The organism is uncultured Agrobacterium sp. (assembly GCA_913777615.1).
Taxonomy (GTDB): Bacteria; Pseudomonadota; Alphaproteobacteria; order Rhizobiales; family Rhizobiaceae; genus Agrobacterium.
In genome coordinates, this window is record CAJYTK010000021.1 from 17,411 (window position 1) to 36,139 (window position 18,729).

Genomic DNA, 18,729 nt, shown 5'->3' on the forward strand with positions numbered 1-18,729 from the left:
AGGTGGAACATGACGCCACGACTGAGATTCGAGACGATTTCCAAGAGCTTTCCCGGCGTCAACGCGCTGACGGACGTTTCATTTGACGTCGCTCCCGGCGAAATCCATGGACTTCTCGGTGAAAACGGCGCCGGCAAATCCACGCTTTTGCGCATTCTGTCGGGTGTGTTTCGCCCGACATCAGGCACCGTCTTCGTTGATGGGGAGGCTGTCGCCTTCAAGAAGCCGATGGATGCGCGTGCCGCCGGCATCGCCATGATACACCAGGAACTTCAGCAGGTGCCGCACCTGAGTGTAGCCCAGAATATGTTTCTCGGACATTCGTTGACGCATATGGGCGGCATGTTCGTGTCCCGCCGCGAACAGGAAGCCCGCGCAGCCGAAGCTCTTGCGAAGATCGACAAAACAATCGACCCCTCGGCACCAATATCGTCGCTGAAGGTCGCTCAGCGCCAGATCGTTGAAATTGGTCGCGCGCTTCTCGACAAGGCGAAGGTCATCGCCATGGACGAGCCGACATCGAGCCTGACCCCCAGCGAGTTCGATCGTCTGGCCGAGGTCATCGCCAGCCTGTCGCAAAGCGGCGTTTCTATTATTTATGTGTCGCACAAGATGGATGAGGTCTTCCGCATCTGCCAGCGCTCCAGCATTATGCGCGATGGCAAGTTGGTGGACATTGTCAATCTTGCCGAGGTTTCGGAAACCGACGTGATCGCGAAGATGGTCGGTCGCGAATTGATGCAGGAAGAGCATAATTCCTTCGTCAAGGATACCGTCAAGCTCGAGGCTAGAAACCTCTCTTCGGCCACAAGAATTCGCGATGTGTCCTTCACCTTGCGTAAGGGCGAAGTTCTCGGCATTGCCGGGCTAGTCGGCTCTGGCCGTACGGAGCTTTTGCGTCTGCTGGCGGGTGTAGACCGCCTGAGCGCAGGATCGATCAGCATCGACGGCAAGGAGCAGAGCTTCGCCAACCCGCGCGACGCGATCGCTGCCGGTATCGGGCTGGTGCCGGAAGAGCGCAAACGTGAGGGCATCATTCCCTTGCGTCCCGTATCCAGCAATATGGCGCTGGCCTCCCTCAGTCGTTTTTCGTCCGGCGGTATGATCAACAATGCCAAGCTTCGGACGACCGCGAAGGATTTGCTGAAGCGTGTCAATCTTCGACCCTTCCAGTTGGATCGCCCGATCCGCTTGTTCAGCGGTGGCAATCAGCAAAAGGCGATTATCGCGCGCTGGCTGGCGGCCAAGTCGCAAATCCTGCTGTTTGATGAACCGACCCGCGGGATCGATGTCGGCGCCAAGTCGGAAATCTATCATCTGATCGAAGACCTCGCCCGCGAGGGGCGTTCCATCATCGTCGTCTCTTCCGAACTCCCGGAAGTCATCCGTCTGTCTGATCGTGTACTGGTGATGCGCGAGGGGCGGATCGCCGCGACCATTGAACGTGATCAACTAAGCGAAAGCGCGATTGTCGCGCATGCCATTCCAGGGGCGAATGCCGATGCGGATGAGGCGCGCGTTGCGCGACCCGTGTGAACCTACAGGACAAGTCATGACCAGCACTTCCAATGCTCCCGCAACCTCCGCTTCGGCTTTCCGCCGCTTCTCGTTTTCTCTGCGCGATGCGGGAACGCTGATCGGGCTCATCGTCATCATGGCGGTGTTTGCCGCACTGGTTCCGGGCTTCATTTCCGAGAGAAACCTCGTCAACATTCTCCAGCAGTCCAGCATCAATGCCTGCCTGGCGCTTGGCATGACGCTCGTCATCATCTCCGGTGGCATCGACCTCTCGGTTGGCCCAACGGCTGCGATCTCGGCGGTTATCACCGCCAGCCTGCTCGTCGCGGGCACACCGATACCGTTGGCGATCCTCGCGGGCCTCGGCGTGGGCTTGCTTTGCGGCTTTATCAACGGCGCGCTCGTTGCCTATGTCGGCCTGCAACCCTTTATCGTCACACTCGGCACGCTCAGCACCTACCGCGCCATCGCCCTGATCTACACGGGCGGCAATCCCGTTCTCGGTATTCCCGCAGGGTTCCGCTCCCTGTTTAACGGTACTCTCTTCGGCATTCCAACCCCTATTTTGATCGTCGCTGTCGTGGCTATTGCTGCATGGATTCTGCTCAAGAAGACTCCGATTGGCGAATATCTGATGGCAGTTGGCGGCAATGAAGAGGCGGCTTATGTGGCCGGTGTTCCCATCGCGCGCACCAAAATCACGGCCTATGTGATTTCCGGTGTCTTGGCTTCACTTGCCTCGCTCATCCTCATCGGTCGCCTTGGCGCAGCTGAACCCATTCTTGGCAATCTGTGGGAGCTGGATGCCATCGCGGCAGCGGCTATCGGTGGCGCATCGCTTATGGGCGGCAAGGGCAGCATTCTCGGTACTATTCTGGGGGCGATCATCTTGGGGGCAATGCGCAATGGTTTGACGTTGATGAATGTTCAGGCCTTCTATCAACTGCTCGCCACTGGTCTTATAATCCTCGTTGCCATGATGATTGATCGTGCGACAAGGGGAAGAGAATGAATTCCGAAAGCTTCGACACTAAGGCCGTCGGCCCACGCATCCGCATGATGATGCCATTGCTGACGCCACTCGAAGCGAAGGTTGTCGATACCGTGTTCGCCATGCGTGATTTCAGCGACGATACGTCGCTGAAACAGATTGCAGACGATGCCGGTGTTTCTGAAGCGATGGTGGTCAAGATCACCAAGAAGCTGGGCTTTGCCGGTTATCGTGATTTTCGCACGGCAGTCAGCCAGTATAACCGCCAGCCGACCGCGGAAATGCATCAGGAACTTTCTGTAGATGATACGTCCATGGAGATTGTGCAGAAGGTTTTCCGCACTTCCATCAATGCACTGGAGGAAACACTTTCCATTTTGGATATGGTTGCCTTCGATAAGGCCGCCGACCTTATACACAGTGCAAAGCATAGAGACTTTTACGGTGTGGGCGGTTCGGCGCAGATCGCACGGGACGTCGCGCATAAATTTCTGCGTATTGGCGTGCGTGCCAGCGTGGTTGACGACGTGCACATGATGCTGATGTCGGCAGCCCTGTTGTCTGAGGGCGATATCGCCGTTGGCTTTTCTCATTCTGGCAACACGACGGCGATTATCGAAGGACTTCAAGTCGCCAAGCGAAATGGCGCGAAAACCATCGCAGTCACCAACTACAACTCATCTGCCTTGGCGCAAGCCGCAGATGTCGTCCTCTGTTCTACAGCGCAGGGCTCTCCACTGATGGGCGAAAATGCAGCTGCCCGAATTGCACAGTTGAATATCCTCGATGCCGTGTTCATGGCGGTTGCGCAACGCGACTACCAATCGGCTGAACGAAATCTTGACCGGACCATGTCTGCCGTCAAATCCAAACGGAAAGATAAACCTTCATGACATCCTTGCCTCTCGTCACCGTTTTCGGCAGTCTGCACTACGATATTGCCGTCATGGGGCCATCACGGCCACGGAAAGGCGAGACGGTGACCGGAACGTCATGGCATCCCAAAAGCGGCGGCAAGGGCGGCAATCAGGCAGTTTCGGCAGCCCGCACAGGCGTGGCCACTTCGATGATTGGAGCCGTCGCTGATGATGATTTCGGGCATTTCCTGCTTGCCAATCTGAAACGCAAAGGTGTCGATCATCACTTCGTTCGGCGCGACGCCTCCCGATCAACGGGAATGAGTGTTGCAATCTTTGACGAGGAGGGCGATTACGGTGCCGTTATTGTCTCGGGTAGCAATCTAACCCTCGGTGAAGCCGATGTAACTGCGGCACATGAACTGCTGTCCAGGACGACGCTGCTCGTCCTTCAGAACGAAATTCCTGATGCGGCCAATGTCGTTGGTGCAAGGGCCGTTAAGCAGGCCGGTGGGCGTGTTCTGATCAATGCTGCCCCCGCCAGAGCTCTCTCCATCGACATTCAGCCGCTCATCGATATACTGGTCGTAAACGCTATCGAGGCAGAAATGCTGGCGGGTGTTCCTGTAGTTGAGACACTCGAAGGCGCTTTGGAGGCTGCACGAAAGCTGGCGAAAATCTACCCAGAAGTAGTCGTCACTGCTGGTGGTTCAGGCGTCGCCTATGTCAGTCAAGATGGGAACGAAATTGCCATCGAAGCTGTGAAGGTGGATGTCGAAAGCACACATGGTGCAGGCGATGAATTCATAGGTGTTCTGGCCGCAAAAATTGCATCAGGTGAAACTATGAACGACGCTCTTCACAGTGCAAATGCCGCCGCGGCAACGCTTGTCGCTACCCCTGAATCCCAAAGAGTTTAGGCGAGTCCATAGCCAGCTTAGACAAGGCGTTTCATACCGACGACGACCATGTTGAGATAAGAATAAAGATGAGTTGCTAGCAAGGAAACGCTAGATAATCGAGCAGTCGCGGCTCAAAACTCACCATTCACATGCTGGATCGCAGATGTTCCGGTTTGTTGTTCTCCTCGTCGTCTTGCGACCGGTTGCGGCCGGCGGCCTTGGCCGCATAAAGCGCGCGGTCTGCCTGAGTGATTAAGTCGTTTTCGGAAAAAGCTTGCGAGGGCAGTGCCGTCGCATAGCCGGAGGAGGCGGTCACATGGCCCCAGGGCAAATTTCCAGCATGCTCGATTTTTAGCGCCGCGATCGCCTTGCGAATGTTCTCGGCAATCCTCATTGTTTCTTCGGCATCTGTATTTGGCAGAAGAACAACCAGCTCCTCGCCGCCATAACGGGCCGCGAGGCCACCGGTCCCGATGAGCTGAGGAGGGATGACGGCAGCCACATCGCGTAGTGCACAATCGCCTGCCAGATGTCCATAGGTATCGTTGTAGGCCTTGAAGCGGTCGAGATCGAGCAGGATAAGCGAAACCGACTGCTGATTTGCGCGTGCTGCTGCCAGCGTGCTGCTCAGCTGGGTATTGAAGTAACGCTTGTTGAACAGGCGCGTCAGTTCGTCCGTCGTTGCCAGTGCGTTCAGTTCCTGCTTCATCATCTGCTGACGGGTGACATCGCGGGTAATAACGACAATACCGTCCGGCTCGTTGTTATCATCGCTTCGAAAGCAGGAGATGACGCTCTCCAGCCAGATCATGGTTCCATCCATGCGCTGGTGTCGATAAAGAATACATTCCGTTGATGATCCCGATTGCACCTTGGCCAGAGCGTCTTGCCAGGCGGACTTCGTCTGGTCATCCCGGTCATCCAGTACGCTGGTGCCGATCACGCTTTCTGTATCTCTTTCGAATATTCTCGCTGCAGCCGGCGATACATATTGCCGGACGCCCGCCAAGGAGATCTTTTCAATGACGTCGGGTGAAGCATTGGCAATAAGGCGGAATTCCGCTTCTCGGGCGGCGACTTTCTGATCCCCGATCTCCCTGAGTTCGATCTGCCTGATCCACCTTATGGCCATGGCGGTGCCGATCAAATAGGCGAGAATGATGCTAAGCCAGGGATATTTCGACTGCTTAAGCCAGTCGTCAAAGATCGATGCCTTGGTTTGCGTGGCGATCGCTGTCACGCCCGTGTCCGTGCTACGATAGAACCCGCTGATGCGCTTTGTGCCATCGAAACGCGAGACATATTCGTAATTGCCGCGCAGCTTCTTCATGATCTGATCACGATAAAGCGCGCTGTCAGCAACATTTGCACCCATCGCCTTTAGATCTATCGGCAGGCGAAGCAGAATGGCGCCGTCCTTGCGCAGCAGGGCAAAGGCATTCTCCTCGTTCACCTCGAAGGTTTCAATGAAACGGGAGAAATGATCCATGTCGATGGTTGCGATCATAATGCCAGCCAAGCTTCCGTCGGGATTGTCAATCCGCTGGCTTATCGGCAGGAACCAGCGGCCATTTGTCTGGCTTTGAGACGGAAGGCCGAAACGCGGTTGCGTCGACGCATTCGATTTGTGGAACAGAAAATATTCGCGGTCGGACAGATCCATGCCCGCGGAATTCGCCGCAAACGTAGACCCGATCAGACGGCCTTGCGCATCGGCATAGGCAAGGCTTCGCAACAATGGGGATGTCTTGACCACGCGCAACATCTCCTCAAGCAGATGTTGCATTTTGGCTTCGTCGCCCAGCGCATCTCTAGCATGAGCGGAAAGGTTGTTCAGAGGCTGCTGAGCGAGCGCCAGTATGTCGTCGGTATGAAGCGCCATGGCGCGCGCCGTTTCCATCTGACGGGTGTTTGCGCTTTGCAGCAGCCGCTGCCAGTTGGTGTACTCGGCCCAGATGCCAAGACAGGCAAACACGGCCCCGACGGCAAGAACGACGGCGAGACGGAGGCGGGACCTTTTCTTCATACTTTGGGAAGACATGCAATCTAGCTGTTGAGGTTCAGATTCGCTAATCTTCTGCCAAATAAATGAAATAAATTCTAATCTTCATTCGAATGTGCGAAAGACATAATGCCCGGATTTGGTGGAAATATAACGGCGTGAACTAGGCCTTAACGCGGCAGGGTGCCCGCTTAATTTTTTTGAACTGTCCGCATTTCGGCTGGACAGGTTGGCACAACCAAAAGGCTCGAGCACAGACTTGACGTCGATCTCAGCGCAAAATTAGGGTCTTTAGTAAGTGCGCGTCTCGTCGGAATTGGGTCTGCCGATTACACCCAGCCTGCTTTCTTGAAACGGTAATAAAGAATGGCGCATAGAACCACAATGACCGCTATCACGACGTAATATCCGTACTCGGTCTTCAGCTCAGGCATGTTTTCGAAGTTCATCCCATATATGCCAGCGATAGCGGTTGGTACCGCCAGGATCGCCGCCCACGCAGCAAGCTGTCGAGTGATCGCGCCTTGTCGTTGTTGCTCGAGAAGATTTGCGGCTTCGAACACGGATGTGACGATGTCGCGCAGGCCGATCACCATGTTTTCCACGCGGCGGACATGATCATGAACATCCCTGAAGAACGGCCGTGCATTGTTGTCGACGCAGGGCAGTTCAAGATGGGCGAGTTTGCTGGCGACTTCCGCCATTGGGCCGATCACCCTCTGAAACTTGATGACCTGCCTGCGCATCCGGAAAATCCTGCGGATCTGTTCCGGTTCGAGGAAGGAAATGAGGACGTGCTTTTCGATCTCAAGCACCCGGTCTTCGATCGTTTCGACGAGTGGCAGATAACCATCGACGATGAAATCGAGAATGCCGTGGAGAACATAGTCGGGACCGTGGGAGAGAAGCTGCGGTGCCTGCTCGAGTTGCTCACGTAGTTTCTGGTGGGATCGTGCCGATCCGTGCCGGACTGTTATGACGTGCTGTTGGCCGACAAAGATACAGGTCTCACCATAGATGATCTTGTCGTTCTCCAAGTGTGCGGTCTTGGCGACGACGAATAGCTGATCTCCATAAATGTCGACTTTGGGCACCTGCCGTCCATTGAGCGCGTCTTCGACCGCAAGGGAATGAAGCCCGAACATTGCCTTGAGGTGCGCCATTTCTTCGACCGTCGGATCGGTCAGTCCGATCCACACAAAGTCGCCCGCGGTGGTTTCGAAGGGTTGCGAAGTGAGTGCGACCGCGTCGGCGCGCTTACCGTTGCGGTAGAGATAGGATGCGACGACTGTCATCTGAATCCGTTGAAGCTGCTAGATCGAGAGGTGGGATAGATAAAGTGATCGAGGACTTTATAAGCGCAAAGCCGACGGGGAGGTAAAGCTTAAAGATCGTCGGACGAGTAAGCAATCGGCACTAGTCGAGTTTGCAAGCGTCGAGATCATCAGCCCCGCAGTCGACGTTTTCGCTTCTCGACGGTGTACGGCTGGTTTCTCAAGCGTCCAGGTGCATTCTCCTTACGACCTCACATGCATGCGGTGGAACAGTTTTACATACATGGCAGGCGCTGTCATCAAAGGTAATAGCTACACTCTAAAAACAAGAAGGCCGGGGCGAAGCGCACCGGCCTTCCGGCTGTTTGCAGCAAAGAGGCCCTCTTCGAAGAGCCTCACTGCGTTTAGTTACTTACGATACGCAAGGCCGCCCCACACGCGACCTTCGTCGCGGTGACGTCCGCCGTGCACGCCGCCGATATAAGCAGCAACTGCCGCCACAAGTGACGAAGCTGCCAGGAGGAATGCTGTGAGGATGCCTGTGATGCGAGCCTTTTCTGCGGCGTCTGCCGCTGCTGTCTTAGCGTCCTCGGCAGCCTTCACAGCTTGTGCCTTAAGTTCTTCGAGCTTCTTTTGTGCCTCATCAACCTTTTGCTGTGCTGCCGCACGCACAGCCTGCACACGCTCGACCGTTTGATTCACCCGCGTCTGTGCGTCAGCTTGCGGGATACCGGTGCGGGCAACAATCTGGTTGGCCAACCACGCCTTATCGCCATCTGATATTTCGCCCGTGGAAAGCAGATTGCTAAGGATCCCGCCAGCTTGACGCTGAAAGTCAGCAGCGTTCGGATCGGTCCCAGGAGCAGGCGTGTCTGTGCGCAGCATTGTATCGGTGAAATAGTCGATTGGGTTCGTCTTAAGTCCCTGTGGCAGAGACTGTTCGATGCTTGGAGCGGCAGCTTGTCCCGCGCCCTGAGCAACACCACCTAGGGCGTTACCAGCGCCAGATACGACGCCGCCCGCCAACTGACCTACACCTTGCGCTGCGCCGCCCACGGCAGAGCCGGTTGCCTCAACCGCTGTCTGTGCGACACTGCCGACAGCCTTAGCGCCGCCCGAAATGACGCCGAGCGCCAGAAACGCTGAAACGACGGTGCCAATGCCCCATACAACAAGGCCATTCACACCGTCTCGGGTAGTCCGTTCATCGCGTAATGTGGTATCCGAAACTGGGCGTCGCATGCGCCCCGCAATGTAACCGCCGAGCATGTAAGACGCGACCATCGAGACCACCACGAACAAGCCGGTGATGATGAGCCATGTTATGCTGATGTCTCCGCCGTTGTCGGCCGAGATTGCATTCAATCCCAATCCACCGGCGAAAGCCGTGAATACGGCCATCGTACCTGACGCGATAGCAGTTCCAGCAAAGATCGCTGGCCAGTCGACGTAGCTGCGATTTGGGTTCTCAACCAATTCAGATCCTACCATCAACGTAACCCCAACAGAGAGAGAACAAACAGGACAACTACGACTAGTCCCACCAAGTAAATGATCGAGTTCATGAGGGTCTCCTCTAAAGAAATCAGTCCCAAGTGTGCAGCTGATCTGAAGCTTACTATCGCCTCCTGCACGCAAAGAGCGGCGCAGCCTGACCGACTGCGTTTTAGCGAAATGTAAACACTTCAAACGAGACATCGTTCCGCCTACAAATGACCAGATATTTCATTGCTTCACCGAGCACACAAACAGCGCCAGTTCACGCCCGACCGGTTGATCGCGCAGTTTCAGCGCGGAGCGCTCTCGGTTCCATAATTTGGCCTATCTCGCAAACATCCGGTTTCGGGCACCGTTGGAGCTAATTTGCGCAAGTCTCTGTGCAATCATCCTGCAAGCAAGGACTAGATCCGCTTAAGAAGCCCGTCGCTAACCGCCGCGGAGTCTCTGAGTTTACGGAGGATCAATTGCTTTTGGGGGCGCGCGTCGTCGGGAGGAGACATCATCAGCGGAAAATGCAAATCCACGGGGGATGGCGTGATAACGGCGGAGTCTTGTCGTGGCGTCTCAATGACGCTCATTCCTGAACGACGTCATTCACTAAAAATACGATAGCATCTCCGGGCAGCAGTAAGTCGTTGAGGAAATATAAAAATCCAATGTCGCATCGCGGGCTTTACTTCCAACCTCACACCTGATTGCGCACACTCCCGACGACAAACATCAAATTCTCAATCCGCGAAGTCCACGGAACAGTAGCCTCGGGACATCGCTGCAAACTTTTTGAAAGCGTGACCTCGGTGTCGTTGAACACACATGGCGTGTCGGAATCCAGAACGTTTAGCTCAGCCTCACGTGGTCTCCTGTCTGCACACTTCCCTCGGAGGTGAGGCTTGACGTCAAACAGGGTTTCAGGAACAAAAGTCTTATAGTAACGAAATCGGAAAGCGTCACTCGGGACACAGCGATATAGATACTTTCCGCAAATTTTCCGAGCGTGGGTGGTGGGCTCGTATGCTGGATTCAACTCGTTCCTTCATCAACGCAAGGACCCGCTTGCGTGCGGTTTTCAGATCGCGTGACAGGATGTTGGAGTATCGGGCATGAAACATCTCCGGAACCGTCAGAACAGCACGCCCAGCAAGCGATTAAAGGTTGGATTTGTTCTTTCGAAGTCCTTTACGCTATCGCCATTCGCGTTGTTCATCGATACGCTTCGGCTTGCAAGTGACGAGACAGACCATTCCGGACGCGTCTTTGCCGACTGGCATGTTCTCGGCAGCACGCGACATTTGATCACGTCAAGCTGCGGTGTTCAGATTGCGCCGACGAGTGACTTCATCGATCCCGTCAATTTCGATTATATCGTTGTCGTGGGTGGGCTCCTGAGCGTGCCGGAACCGGTCGATTACATGACCATGACGTTCCTCAAAAATGCCGCTGCGAAGGGCGTAAGGATGATCGGCGTCTGCACCGGATCATTCATTCTTGCTGAAGCCGGCCTGCTTGATGGTCATGAGGTTTGTGTCAGTTGGCTTCACTACCAGGCGTTTCAGGAGCGTTTTCCGCATCTTGTCGTGCGTCCCGATCGCCTGTTTCATCTCGAGGGGCGAAGGGGGTCTTGTGCGGGCGGCAGCAGTTCGGCGGATCTGGCCAACGTCATCGTGGAGCGCCATATCGGTCGGGACGCGGCCCGCAATGCGCTTGAGGTCCTCCAGATGGAGAGGGTCAGGAGTTCCAGCGCACCGCAATCGCGCCAGCCGCTCAGGATGCAAGTCAAGGAACCACGTGTTCTCGCTGCCCTGATCACGATGGAGCAGCATCTGTCGGGCGACATCACCACAGAACGGCTTGCAAAATCGGCGGGCCTCTGCCGTAGACAGCTGGAGCGTTTGTTCGAAACGACGATCGGTATGCCGCCTGCGGCAGCTTACAGGCAGCTTCGCCTCGAGCGTGCGTTCGAGTTGTTGACGAAAACAGACCGTGAAGTTACCGAAGTTGCCTTCGACGTGGGTTACGTGAACCCCTCTCACTTCACCAAGTCCTTCAAGCTGGCTTTTGGTGAAACGCCGTCGAGCGCCAGATCCAAGAGGTTGGCGGAAGGCACCTCTCAATAAAACATTGATCTTTTTCCGACGCGATTGCGGCTCTATCGCATTGCTATCGGGATAGTGCTTACCCGGTCAATGGTACCAGGTAGAAGGAGCGAGCGGCGTCACCGCCCAGTCTCGATCCTAGCCATCGAACGGCGAAACGATCTAACGATAGCGCGCAAGGCTAAGGCAGTCGTTCTGGATAAAATGCGTGGCGAAGTCGCTTGACCACTCTGCGTGTCGTGTCTTCGAAATAGGGCCTTAATCGATCACGATAAAGGCCCTACCTCATCGGTATCCTGCGAACTCAGCCTAGAACGAAGCGAGAGAATGCAAGCGAGTTTTTCGCATCCTCATCCATCTTCGCAGCATCAGCGCCGCCCGTCAGATCGCGCCAGACCTTGATATCGGAGCCGATCGTGCCGCCGGTCTTGACGAAGGGCTCCATGACGACTGCGCCGGTATAGTTGATTTCTCGTAGCGCTGCGCCAATCTCATGCCATGGCATTCTACCCTTGCCCGGTACACGGCGGTTGCTCTCACCGGTGTGAAAATGACCGAGAAGAGGGCCAGCAGTGCGAATTGCATCGCCAAAGCTGTCTTCCTCGATGTTCATGTGGAAGGTATCTAGCATGACTTTGACGTTGGACTTGCCAACATCCTTCACGAATGCAACGCCTTCGGCGGCCGTGTTGAGAACGTGGTTCTCGAAGCGGTTCAAAACTTCGATACACAGATTGATGCCGAGATCGTTGGCGAAATCCGCAATGCCGTGAATACCTTCCACGCCACGTGCACGGTCGCCTTCTTTGTCCACCGGCTGCGAATAGTCGATCGGCCAGTAAGAATGCAGCGCGCCACCGATCGTGTGAATATCGAGCTTGGCGACATTGCTCAGCGTCTTCTCGAAGAACGCCTTGCCTGCCTCCCGCACAGCCTTATCGGGCGAGGACAGGTTCTTCGACTTGGATGGACCGATACCTGCCGTCAGAATGATGCCGTTGTCGCGGGCGCTTTGCTTGATGGTCGCGAGTTCGGCATCGCTATAGTCATTGATATGATGAGCGGCAACTTCGATCACGTCGAAGCCGAGCTTGGCGACCTTCTCTACATAGGGGCCGAACTTGGCGCTCCACTCATGTTCCCAGTAGGAGTAATAGATTCCGTGTTTCATAGCAGGCTCTCGCTGTTGTCGTTTGATGTCTGTCTTGATTGCAAAAGTGGTGTTAGGGGCCGAGCAGGATGCAGCAGCGTTTCACTCTCTCCCTGGATTCTTCAGCCTGAGATCGGGCTCGGCGGCGGTTTTCATGATGAAGATGCCGTTTGGCAGATCGTTTTCCTCGACCTTGCGATCGATTTCGGCCTCATCGAGACCGAAACCGCGCCAACGCGCCCGTAGCCTCTCACGCAGGTCATCCTCCTCGACGTCGACGAAGACCGTGAAATCAAAGATCGGTTTCAGCCTGTCCCACGGAGATTGCTTCGCCAGCAGATAGTTGCCCTCGCAGACGATGATTTCCACCGATTGCGGAATGAGCCGGCCGCCGGCGCGCGCGATCTCGATGGACCGATCAAAGACAGGAACGGCGATAACGTCGTCTTCGTTGGCCTTAAGGCGCTCCAGCATGTGCCGCAGGCCGAGAACGTCGAAGGTATCGATCGCACCCTTGAAGGCGCGTCTACCCATAGCCTCCAGAACTGCGTCGTCGTAGTGATAGCCGTCCATGGGAAATAGCGCTGCAGCGATACCGCTTTCGCTGATAATATGGTCCACGACACGTTCGGCGATGGTGGATTTGCCCGATCCCGGCGCACCGGCAATCGCGATCATGAGCCTTTGCCGCTGATTGTCGGAGAAACGTTTCATGGCTAGGCTGGCGATTTCACGGGCGTTGTCTTCAATGATAGTCAAGGCTTTGGCTCGCGTGATGATTTTAAAGAGGGTTTTCTCGGGCCGTTAGCGGCTGGCAAAGAGGCCGTATTGAGCGGCCTTGTCGCGCAGGAACGGAATTCCCTTGTCAAGTACGTCCTCTGCACTGGGGGCGACCGCTCGCCAGGTAGAGGTTGGGCCTGCCATGAAATCAGGCAACCCGCCGAAGCTTTCCAGAACCAGAAGTCCATCGAAATCAATGGCCGCAAGCGCACCGAAAAGTTCGTCCCAGGCGATGTTGCCAAAACCGGGAGTGCCGCGGTCGCTTTCCGACATGTGCATGTATTTCAGGTGATCCCGCGCAGCGACAATTCCGCTCGCCAGACCCTTTTCCTCTAGGTTCATGTGGAACGTGTCGAGATGGACGAAGACGTTCTCCATGCCGATGCGCTCGACGAGATCAACCACTTGTTGCGCGGTATTGAGGAGATGGTTTTCGTAGCGATTGACCGCTTCGATACCAAACTGCAGGCCGAGCGATTTTGCGTGTTTTGCGACGGCACCCAAGGCACGGGTCAGATTGTCATATTCGCCGTGCGTCGGTGCAAAGCCCGTACGTTCGGTCGTTCCACCGAAGGTGACGCCGGTGAGTGCTTCGGCACCGATCTCTGCAGCCTTGTCGAGAGCAGCCGTCAGGTGATCGATTGCCGCGTCAGGGCGAGCCGAGGCCCAGGCATGTTCCGGCAAAACCAGCGAACATGTTGCCCGCAGCTCATGCTTTTCGAGAAGCGCGCGGCTGTGGGCTGCATCGACCGAGGAAATGTCGAAAAACGGTATTTCGATATAGTCCTGATTGTAATTCGCGGCTCCCGCAATGGCGCGTTCGGCGCTTGCGTGGTCCCATACGCTCGTCCACATCATTGCGTGAACACCAAATCCTTGCATATTATGCTTTCCTTCTGCGCGATGTGGCGAATCTCGACGCCAACGTCCTTGCCGCCATGACGACGATCATCAACACGCCCCATAGCGCCGTGGCAAGATGCTGGTTCGCGCCCATGAGGTTTAGACCAGAGGAAAGAAGCTGGAGAACGATCAGCGCAACGAAGACCGGCAGGACACGACCGAAGCCGCCGAATGGATTGATACCACCCAGAAATGCGGCGAGTACCGTGATCAGAAGGTAGGACTCGCCATGTCCGACGCGCACGGAGTTGAAGCGGGCCAGCATGATAAGGCCTGCAATCGCGCACATCACACCCGACAGTGTGTAGACAAGGATCAGGATACGCCGGGTATTAAGGCCTGAGTAGCGGGCGGATTCAATATTGGAACCGATCATCAAGAGCCCGAAGCCGAGCTTTGCCCTGGTCAGCAATACATGCCATAGCCCGACGCAAGCGATGAAAATGATGAGCGGGATGGGCAGGCCGAGAACCGAACCGTGACCGATTGTGGACACGTAATCAGGAAAGCCGGAAATATCGCCGCCGCGCGTGAGGAATTCACCAAGCCCGCGCAGGAAGATCATCATCGATAGGGTGACGAGGATGGGATGCGCCCGCGTGTAGGCAATGGCCGCACCTGTGAGCGCGCCAGCGGCTGCGCCGGTGAGGAGCGCGGCAAGACACGCCAGAAGAAAGGCGCTCGGCGGTGCGTTTACCCCGCCGTGGGCCTGCAACACCCATGCTGCGGCAAGGCCCGAAAGGTTGGCGGCGAATGTGATCGACAGGTTAATCCCACCGGTCAAAAGCGGAAGCAGCATGGCGAGCGTCAGAAGGCCGAGTTCGGGAAGCTGGAAAGCCACTGAACCGAAGGTCCCAGCCGACAGAAAATTATCCGCCAGCGTTCCGAAGACGACCATTACTGCGACAAAGGCAACGAGGGGTCCCGCCATGTCCGCGCCGAACGTCGCGTTGAACTTTTGCGTGAAGGATGTCATCGGCGCGCGCTTCCCTGTTTTGAACTCTTCATGGCGGACGGCAGAAGTTTATCGAAGCGGGTCGAAGAGAGCGTGATGGCGATGAGAATGATGGCGCCGACGACCATCTTGAAGGCGAAGGGCGATACGCCCATCAGGTTGAGACCGTTCTGAGTTATTGAAACAAGCAGAACGCCAAGCACGCAGCCGATGACCGACCCCTTGCCGCCGCCAAGCCGGGCACCGCCGAGAACGGTTGCGGCGAGAACATCGAGCTCGCGGCCATAAAGCGCGTTTGGCACAACCTCCTGCGCATAATGCGCCTGCATCAGTCCCGCAATTCCAGCCATGAGGCCGAGCCAGCCAAACGAAAGATAATGCATCGCGCCGATGTTGATGCCGAAGCGTCGAGCACCTTCCGGATTGTCTCCGAATGCGTAGAGCTGACGACCGATGGTGGTGCGCGAGATCATGAACCAGGTGGCGATGCAGCAGAGGATCATCACGACGACCGGCAGCGTCAATTCAATCCAAGACCCGTCGCTCATCTCGTGTTCGTAGAAGACGACACGGGTGGAAAGCCACTCCGGCAGATCGTAGATCGAGACCCCCTTGGTGAAGAACATCAAGAGACCGAAGAAGATGTTGAAGGTGGAGATCGTCGCGACGATGGAGATGATCTTCAGCCGCCAGACGAGAAACGCATTGATGACGCCGAGGCCGATACCGACACCACCGGCGATGATGAAGCCCTCTGCCCAGTTGCCACCGCCGAGCGCGGAAAGAGCAAGCACAGTCACATATTGGACGACGGACGCCGCGACGGCGAAGGAGATGTCGATGCCACCTGAAATCAAAACGACCAGCAGGCCGACGGCGAAGATGATGTTGACGGCGGAAACATTCAGCACGTCGAAAGCGTTCGAAACTGTCAAAAAGCGATCGGTCCCGATCGACAGGCCTGCGCAGAGCAGGATCGTCACGACGACCAGCGCGAATTCGGTAGTATTTCCCAGGATCAGCCTACGCATAGATGGCAGTCTCCAGTTCGGTCATAGACATGGCACGTGGATCGTAGGTTGCGTGGAAGCGTCCTTCGACCATGTGAACGATCCGGTCTGAATTGAAATAGACCTCCGGTGCTTCATCGGAGATCAGGATGATGGAGAGGCCTTGAGCCGCAAGCTTGCGAACGATCTCGAAAATACCGGCGCGCGCGCCGACATCGACGCCAACGGTCGGTGCATCGAGTATGAGGATTTTCGGGCCGATCGCCAGCCATTTGGCAATGGCGACACGCTGCTGGTTGCCGCCGGACAGCGTGCGGATCGGGTCTTCCGGCTGGCCGATCTTGACGCCGAGCGAGCCGATCCAGTTCTTGACGACCGCGGCTTTTTTCGACGGCGAAATCAGCCCGCCGACAAGCAATTTATTGAGCGAAGCCATGATGAGATTGTCGGCAATCGATTGCGGCTGGTTGAGCCCGAGTGACAGACGGTCTTCGGAGAGATAGGCAATACCTGCCCGAATGGCGTCGCGGTTCGAGCCGAACTTCACCGGTTTGCCTTCGAGCCGAATTTCACCGGCATGCGGACGATGCATTCCAAACAGCGTCAAAGCGAGTTCTGTGCGGCCGGCGCCAAGCAGACCAGTAATGCCGAGCGTTTCCCCCCGGCGCAGTTCGAAGGAAACATCTTCGAATTCGCCATGCCGCGTCAGTCCGCGAACGGAGAGTACAACAGGCTGATCGTCATGGTCGGTAGCGATGACGGCGCTATCGAAGAGGCGGCCAGTCATGAGTTCTGTGACGCGCGACTGCGTCATGCCATCGACCGGATAGACGCCGACAAGCGAGCCGTCGCGCAGCACAGTGATCCGGTTCGATATTTCGAGCACTTCGGCCAGTCGATGGGAAACGAAAACGACGGCCACGCCCGACGCTGACAGATTGCGCACGATGTCGATCAGATAATCGGTTTCAGATTGCGTCAGTGAGGCTGTCGGCTCGTCCATGAACACCAGACGCGCCTCACCGACCAGAGCGCGTGCGATGGCGACGATCTGGCGCTGCGCAATGGGAAGTTCCTTGAGTGGACGATCCAGATCGATCTCGACCCCGAGCCGGGCCAAGGCCTGTTCGGCGGCATTTCGGATTGCGGTCTTATCGACCAGCCCGAATTTGCCCTTCATGGCGTGCTGGAAGCCAATATTCTCAGCGACCGTCATTTCATCGAAAAGCGCCAGATCCTGCCAGATCACCTGAATGCCAAGAGACTGAGCAAGCGCCGGCGTCATGGCTGGGACTGCCCTGCCGTCGAACAGCAGTTCCGCGCCCGCTTCCGGTTTGTAGACGCCGGTGATGACTTTGATGAGCGTGCTCTTGCCGCAGCCGTTTTCGCCGGCCAGACAATGCACCTCGCCAGGATTGACCTCGAAAGCAACGCTCTTGAGCGCTCTAACGCCGCCGAAGGTTACGCTGATATTCTTCAAGGACAAGAGCGGTTTGTCGCTCATGGCGCAATTATCTCCCTTCGCCCGGCTGGAGCAGGGCGTTATTCATTTTCTTGTTTTTGTTGATGATACCGTCGCGTAAACGGTTGGACTACGCGACGATAATCCGATTGACCACCCGTGAAGCATAAGCGTCACGGGTGCAATCGCTGTGCCTGAAGCGGCTTAGAGACCCATGCCGACCAACTTGTCGATGCTTTCCTTGTCGATCTTCAGCAGTTGATCGACAACGATGGTGTTACCCTCGGGGTTGATCTTCCCAAGACCTGGGATATCGTCGCCAGCCTTGGGTGTTTCACCCTTGGAGAGACGATCTGCCAAGGTGACGAAGACTTCGCCGGCCTGCTTGGGGTTCCACATAAAGCCGCCGGTCAGAGCGCCGCTCTTGATGAGCTTGGCGCCCTGTCCGGGAGAAAAGGGACCGATGACAAAGACTTTGCCATCCTTGCGGCGTTCTTCCACAGCGCGTCCTGCGCCGATGGGGCCTTGCGAACCGAAGGCCAGGAAGCCCTTGAGATCCTGGTTTGCAGACATGAGGTCGAGCGCTGTGGAACGGCTCTTGTCCAAATCTTCTGCAACGCCATAACGGTCGCCAACCAGCTTCATGTCCGGATAATTCGCCTTGATGTAGGCAATTGCTGCGTCAGCCCAGGCGTTATGCAGCGGAACGGTGAGCGAACCGACGAAGACGGCATAGGAGCCCTTGCCGCCCATCTTTTCACCGAGAAGCTTGCCATGCGCTTCACCGAAGCCTTTGGCGGATGCCAGTTCGAAATCCCAGTCCGCGCCCTGCTGCTTCGGGGATTCATGCGTGATGACCTTGATGCCGGCCTCCTGTGCCTTTTTCAGCACGGGCTCAAGCACCTTCGCATCGTTTGGAACGACGCCGATGACATCGACCTTCTGTGCGATCAGGTCCTCGATGGCGCGAACCTGAAGGGCAGGGTCGGCGCTGGTCGGGCCGACCATGAAGCCGTTGACGCCGAGCTTAGCGCTTTGCTCCTTGATGCCTGCCTCCATGGCATTGAACCACGGAATACCGCCGATCTTGACGACGACGCCCACCTTTGGTCCTTCAGCAAAAGCCGTGGACGCGAGCAAGGCAAGAGACAGACCCAATGCGGCTGAAATGATTTTCTTCATGAATGTTCCTCCTCCAAAAGACGTGTACAGCAGGTGTCTCGCCACAGCTTTTGAGCTCTGTGTGCGATCGCTTCGATCTCGGCTATTCGAGATTTTCCTCCTGCTACTCCCATAGCGCGCATCGTTTGCACAATCGATATTTCAAAGTTG

At 56.3% G+C, this 18,729-nt stretch carries 15 protein-coding genes; 5 read left to right on the forward strand and 10 right to left on the reverse strand.

Annotated elements, in window-relative coordinates; translation table 11 throughout:
* Positions 1-9: 9 nt before the first annotated feature.
* Genes QZ862_RS18490 through QZ862_RS18505 form a run of 4 tightly spaced genes read left to right on the forward strand, consistent with a single transcriptional unit; the run spans position 10 to position 4,286 of the window.
* The gene (locus QZ862_RS18490) at positions 10-1,536 is read left to right on the forward strand and encodes a sugar ABC transporter ATP-binding protein (protein WP_296101438.1); all 1,527 of its coding nucleotides are present in this window, start codon (positions 10-12) and stop codon (positions 1,534-1,536) included.
* A gap of 16 nt (positions 1,537-1,552) precedes the next feature.
* Complete coding sequence (locus QZ862_RS18495) at positions 1,553-2,530, forward strand: ABC transporter permease (RefSeq protein WP_296101300.1); 978 nt, start codon at positions 1,553-1,555, stop codon at positions 2,528-2,530.
* The gene (locus QZ862_RS18500; RefSeq protein WP_153312678.1) at positions 2,527-3,402 is read left to right on the forward strand and encodes a MurR/RpiR family transcriptional regulator; all 876 of its coding nucleotides are present in this window, start codon (positions 2,527-2,529) and stop codon (positions 3,400-3,402) included. The genes QZ862_RS18495 and QZ862_RS18500 overlap by 4 nt, the downstream gene beginning before the upstream one ends.
* Entirely contained in the window at positions 3,399-4,286 is an 888-nt protein-coding gene (locus QZ862_RS18505) for a ribokinase (RefSeq protein WP_296101301.1), read from the forward strand. Before QZ862_RS18500 ends, QZ862_RS18505 begins: the two co-directional genes overlap by 4 nt.
* A 127-nt stretch (positions 4,287-4,413) precedes the next feature.
* On the opposite strand, the gene QZ862_RS18510 is transcribed toward QZ862_RS18505, so the two are convergent.
* From QZ862_RS18510 to QZ862_RS18520, 3 genes are all read right to left on the reverse strand, one after another.
* A complete protein-coding gene (locus tag QZ862_RS18510; RefSeq protein ID WP_296101302.1) occupies positions 4,414-6,294 on the reverse strand; it encodes a diguanylate cyclase in 1,881 nt (626 codons plus the stop codon).
* Positions 6,295-6,599: 305 nt separating this feature from the next.
* On the reverse strand, positions 6,600-7,565 hold the full coding sequence (gene corA / locus QZ862_RS18515; RefSeq protein WP_296038871.1) for a magnesium/cobalt transporter CorA: 966 nt from the start codon (positions 7,563-7,565) through the stop codon (positions 6,600-6,602).
* Between the two features lie 387 nt (positions 7,566-7,952).
* Positions 7,953-9,035 (reverse strand): hypothetical protein, encoded by a 1,083-nt coding sequence (locus tag QZ862_RS18520; RefSeq protein WP_296101303.1) that lies wholly within the window; start codon positions 9,033-9,035, stop codon positions 7,953-7,955.
* Positions 9,036-10,144: 1,109 nt separating this feature from the next.
* Between QZ862_RS18520 and QZ862_RS18525 the strand changes: the two genes are divergently transcribed.
* On the forward strand, positions 10,145-11,158 hold the full coding sequence (locus QZ862_RS18525; RefSeq protein WP_296101304.1) for a GlxA family transcriptional regulator: 1,014 nt from the start codon (positions 10,145-10,147) through the stop codon (positions 11,156-11,158).
* Positions 11,159-11,441: 283 nt separating this feature from the next.
* Here the strand turns inward: QZ862_RS18525 and QZ862_RS18530 are convergent, their stop codons facing one another.
* The 7 genes from QZ862_RS18530 to QZ862_RS18560 form a co-directional block, all read right to left on the reverse strand.
* Positions 11,442-12,308, reverse strand: coding sequence for a sugar phosphate isomerase/epimerase family protein (locus QZ862_RS18530; protein WP_296019066.1), 867 nt, complete (start codon positions 12,306-12,308; stop codon positions 11,442-11,444).
* A gap of 81 nt (positions 12,309-12,389) precedes the next feature.
* Positions 12,390-13,046: a nucleoside/nucleotide kinase family protein gene (locus tag QZ862_RS18535; RefSeq protein ID WP_296101305.1), complete on the reverse strand. Its 657-nt coding sequence runs from the start codon at positions 13,044-13,046 to the stop codon at positions 12,390-12,392.
* 45 nt (positions 13,047-13,091) lie between these two features.
* Positions 13,092-13,949: a sugar phosphate isomerase/epimerase gene (locus QZ862_RS18540; RefSeq protein WP_296038878.1), complete on the reverse strand. Its 858-nt coding sequence runs from the start codon at positions 13,947-13,949 to the stop codon at positions 13,092-13,094.
* A gap of 1 nt (position 13,950) precedes the next feature.
* Positions 13,951-14,946, reverse strand: a complete 996-nt coding sequence (locus QZ862_RS18545; protein ID WP_274101193.1) for an ABC transporter permease — start codon at positions 14,944-14,946, stop codon at positions 13,951-13,953.
* The gene (locus tag QZ862_RS18550; RefSeq protein WP_296038881.1) at positions 14,943-15,956 is read right to left on the reverse strand and encodes an ABC transporter permease; all 1,014 of its coding nucleotides are present in this window, start codon (positions 15,954-15,956) and stop codon (positions 14,943-14,945) included. The genes QZ862_RS18545 and QZ862_RS18550 overlap by 4 nt, the downstream gene beginning before the upstream one ends.
* Positions 15,949-17,439 (reverse strand): sugar ABC transporter ATP-binding protein, encoded by a 1,491-nt coding sequence (locus QZ862_RS18555; protein WP_274101191.1) that lies wholly within the window; start codon positions 17,437-17,439, stop codon positions 15,949-15,951. Before QZ862_RS18555 ends, QZ862_RS18550 begins: the two co-directional genes overlap by 8 nt.
* 162 nt (positions 17,440-17,601) lie before the next feature.
* Entirely contained in the window at positions 17,602-18,579 is a 978-nt protein-coding gene (locus QZ862_RS18560) for a substrate-binding domain-containing protein (protein ID WP_113176035.1), read from the reverse strand.
* Positions 18,580-18,729 lie beyond the last annotated feature (150 nt).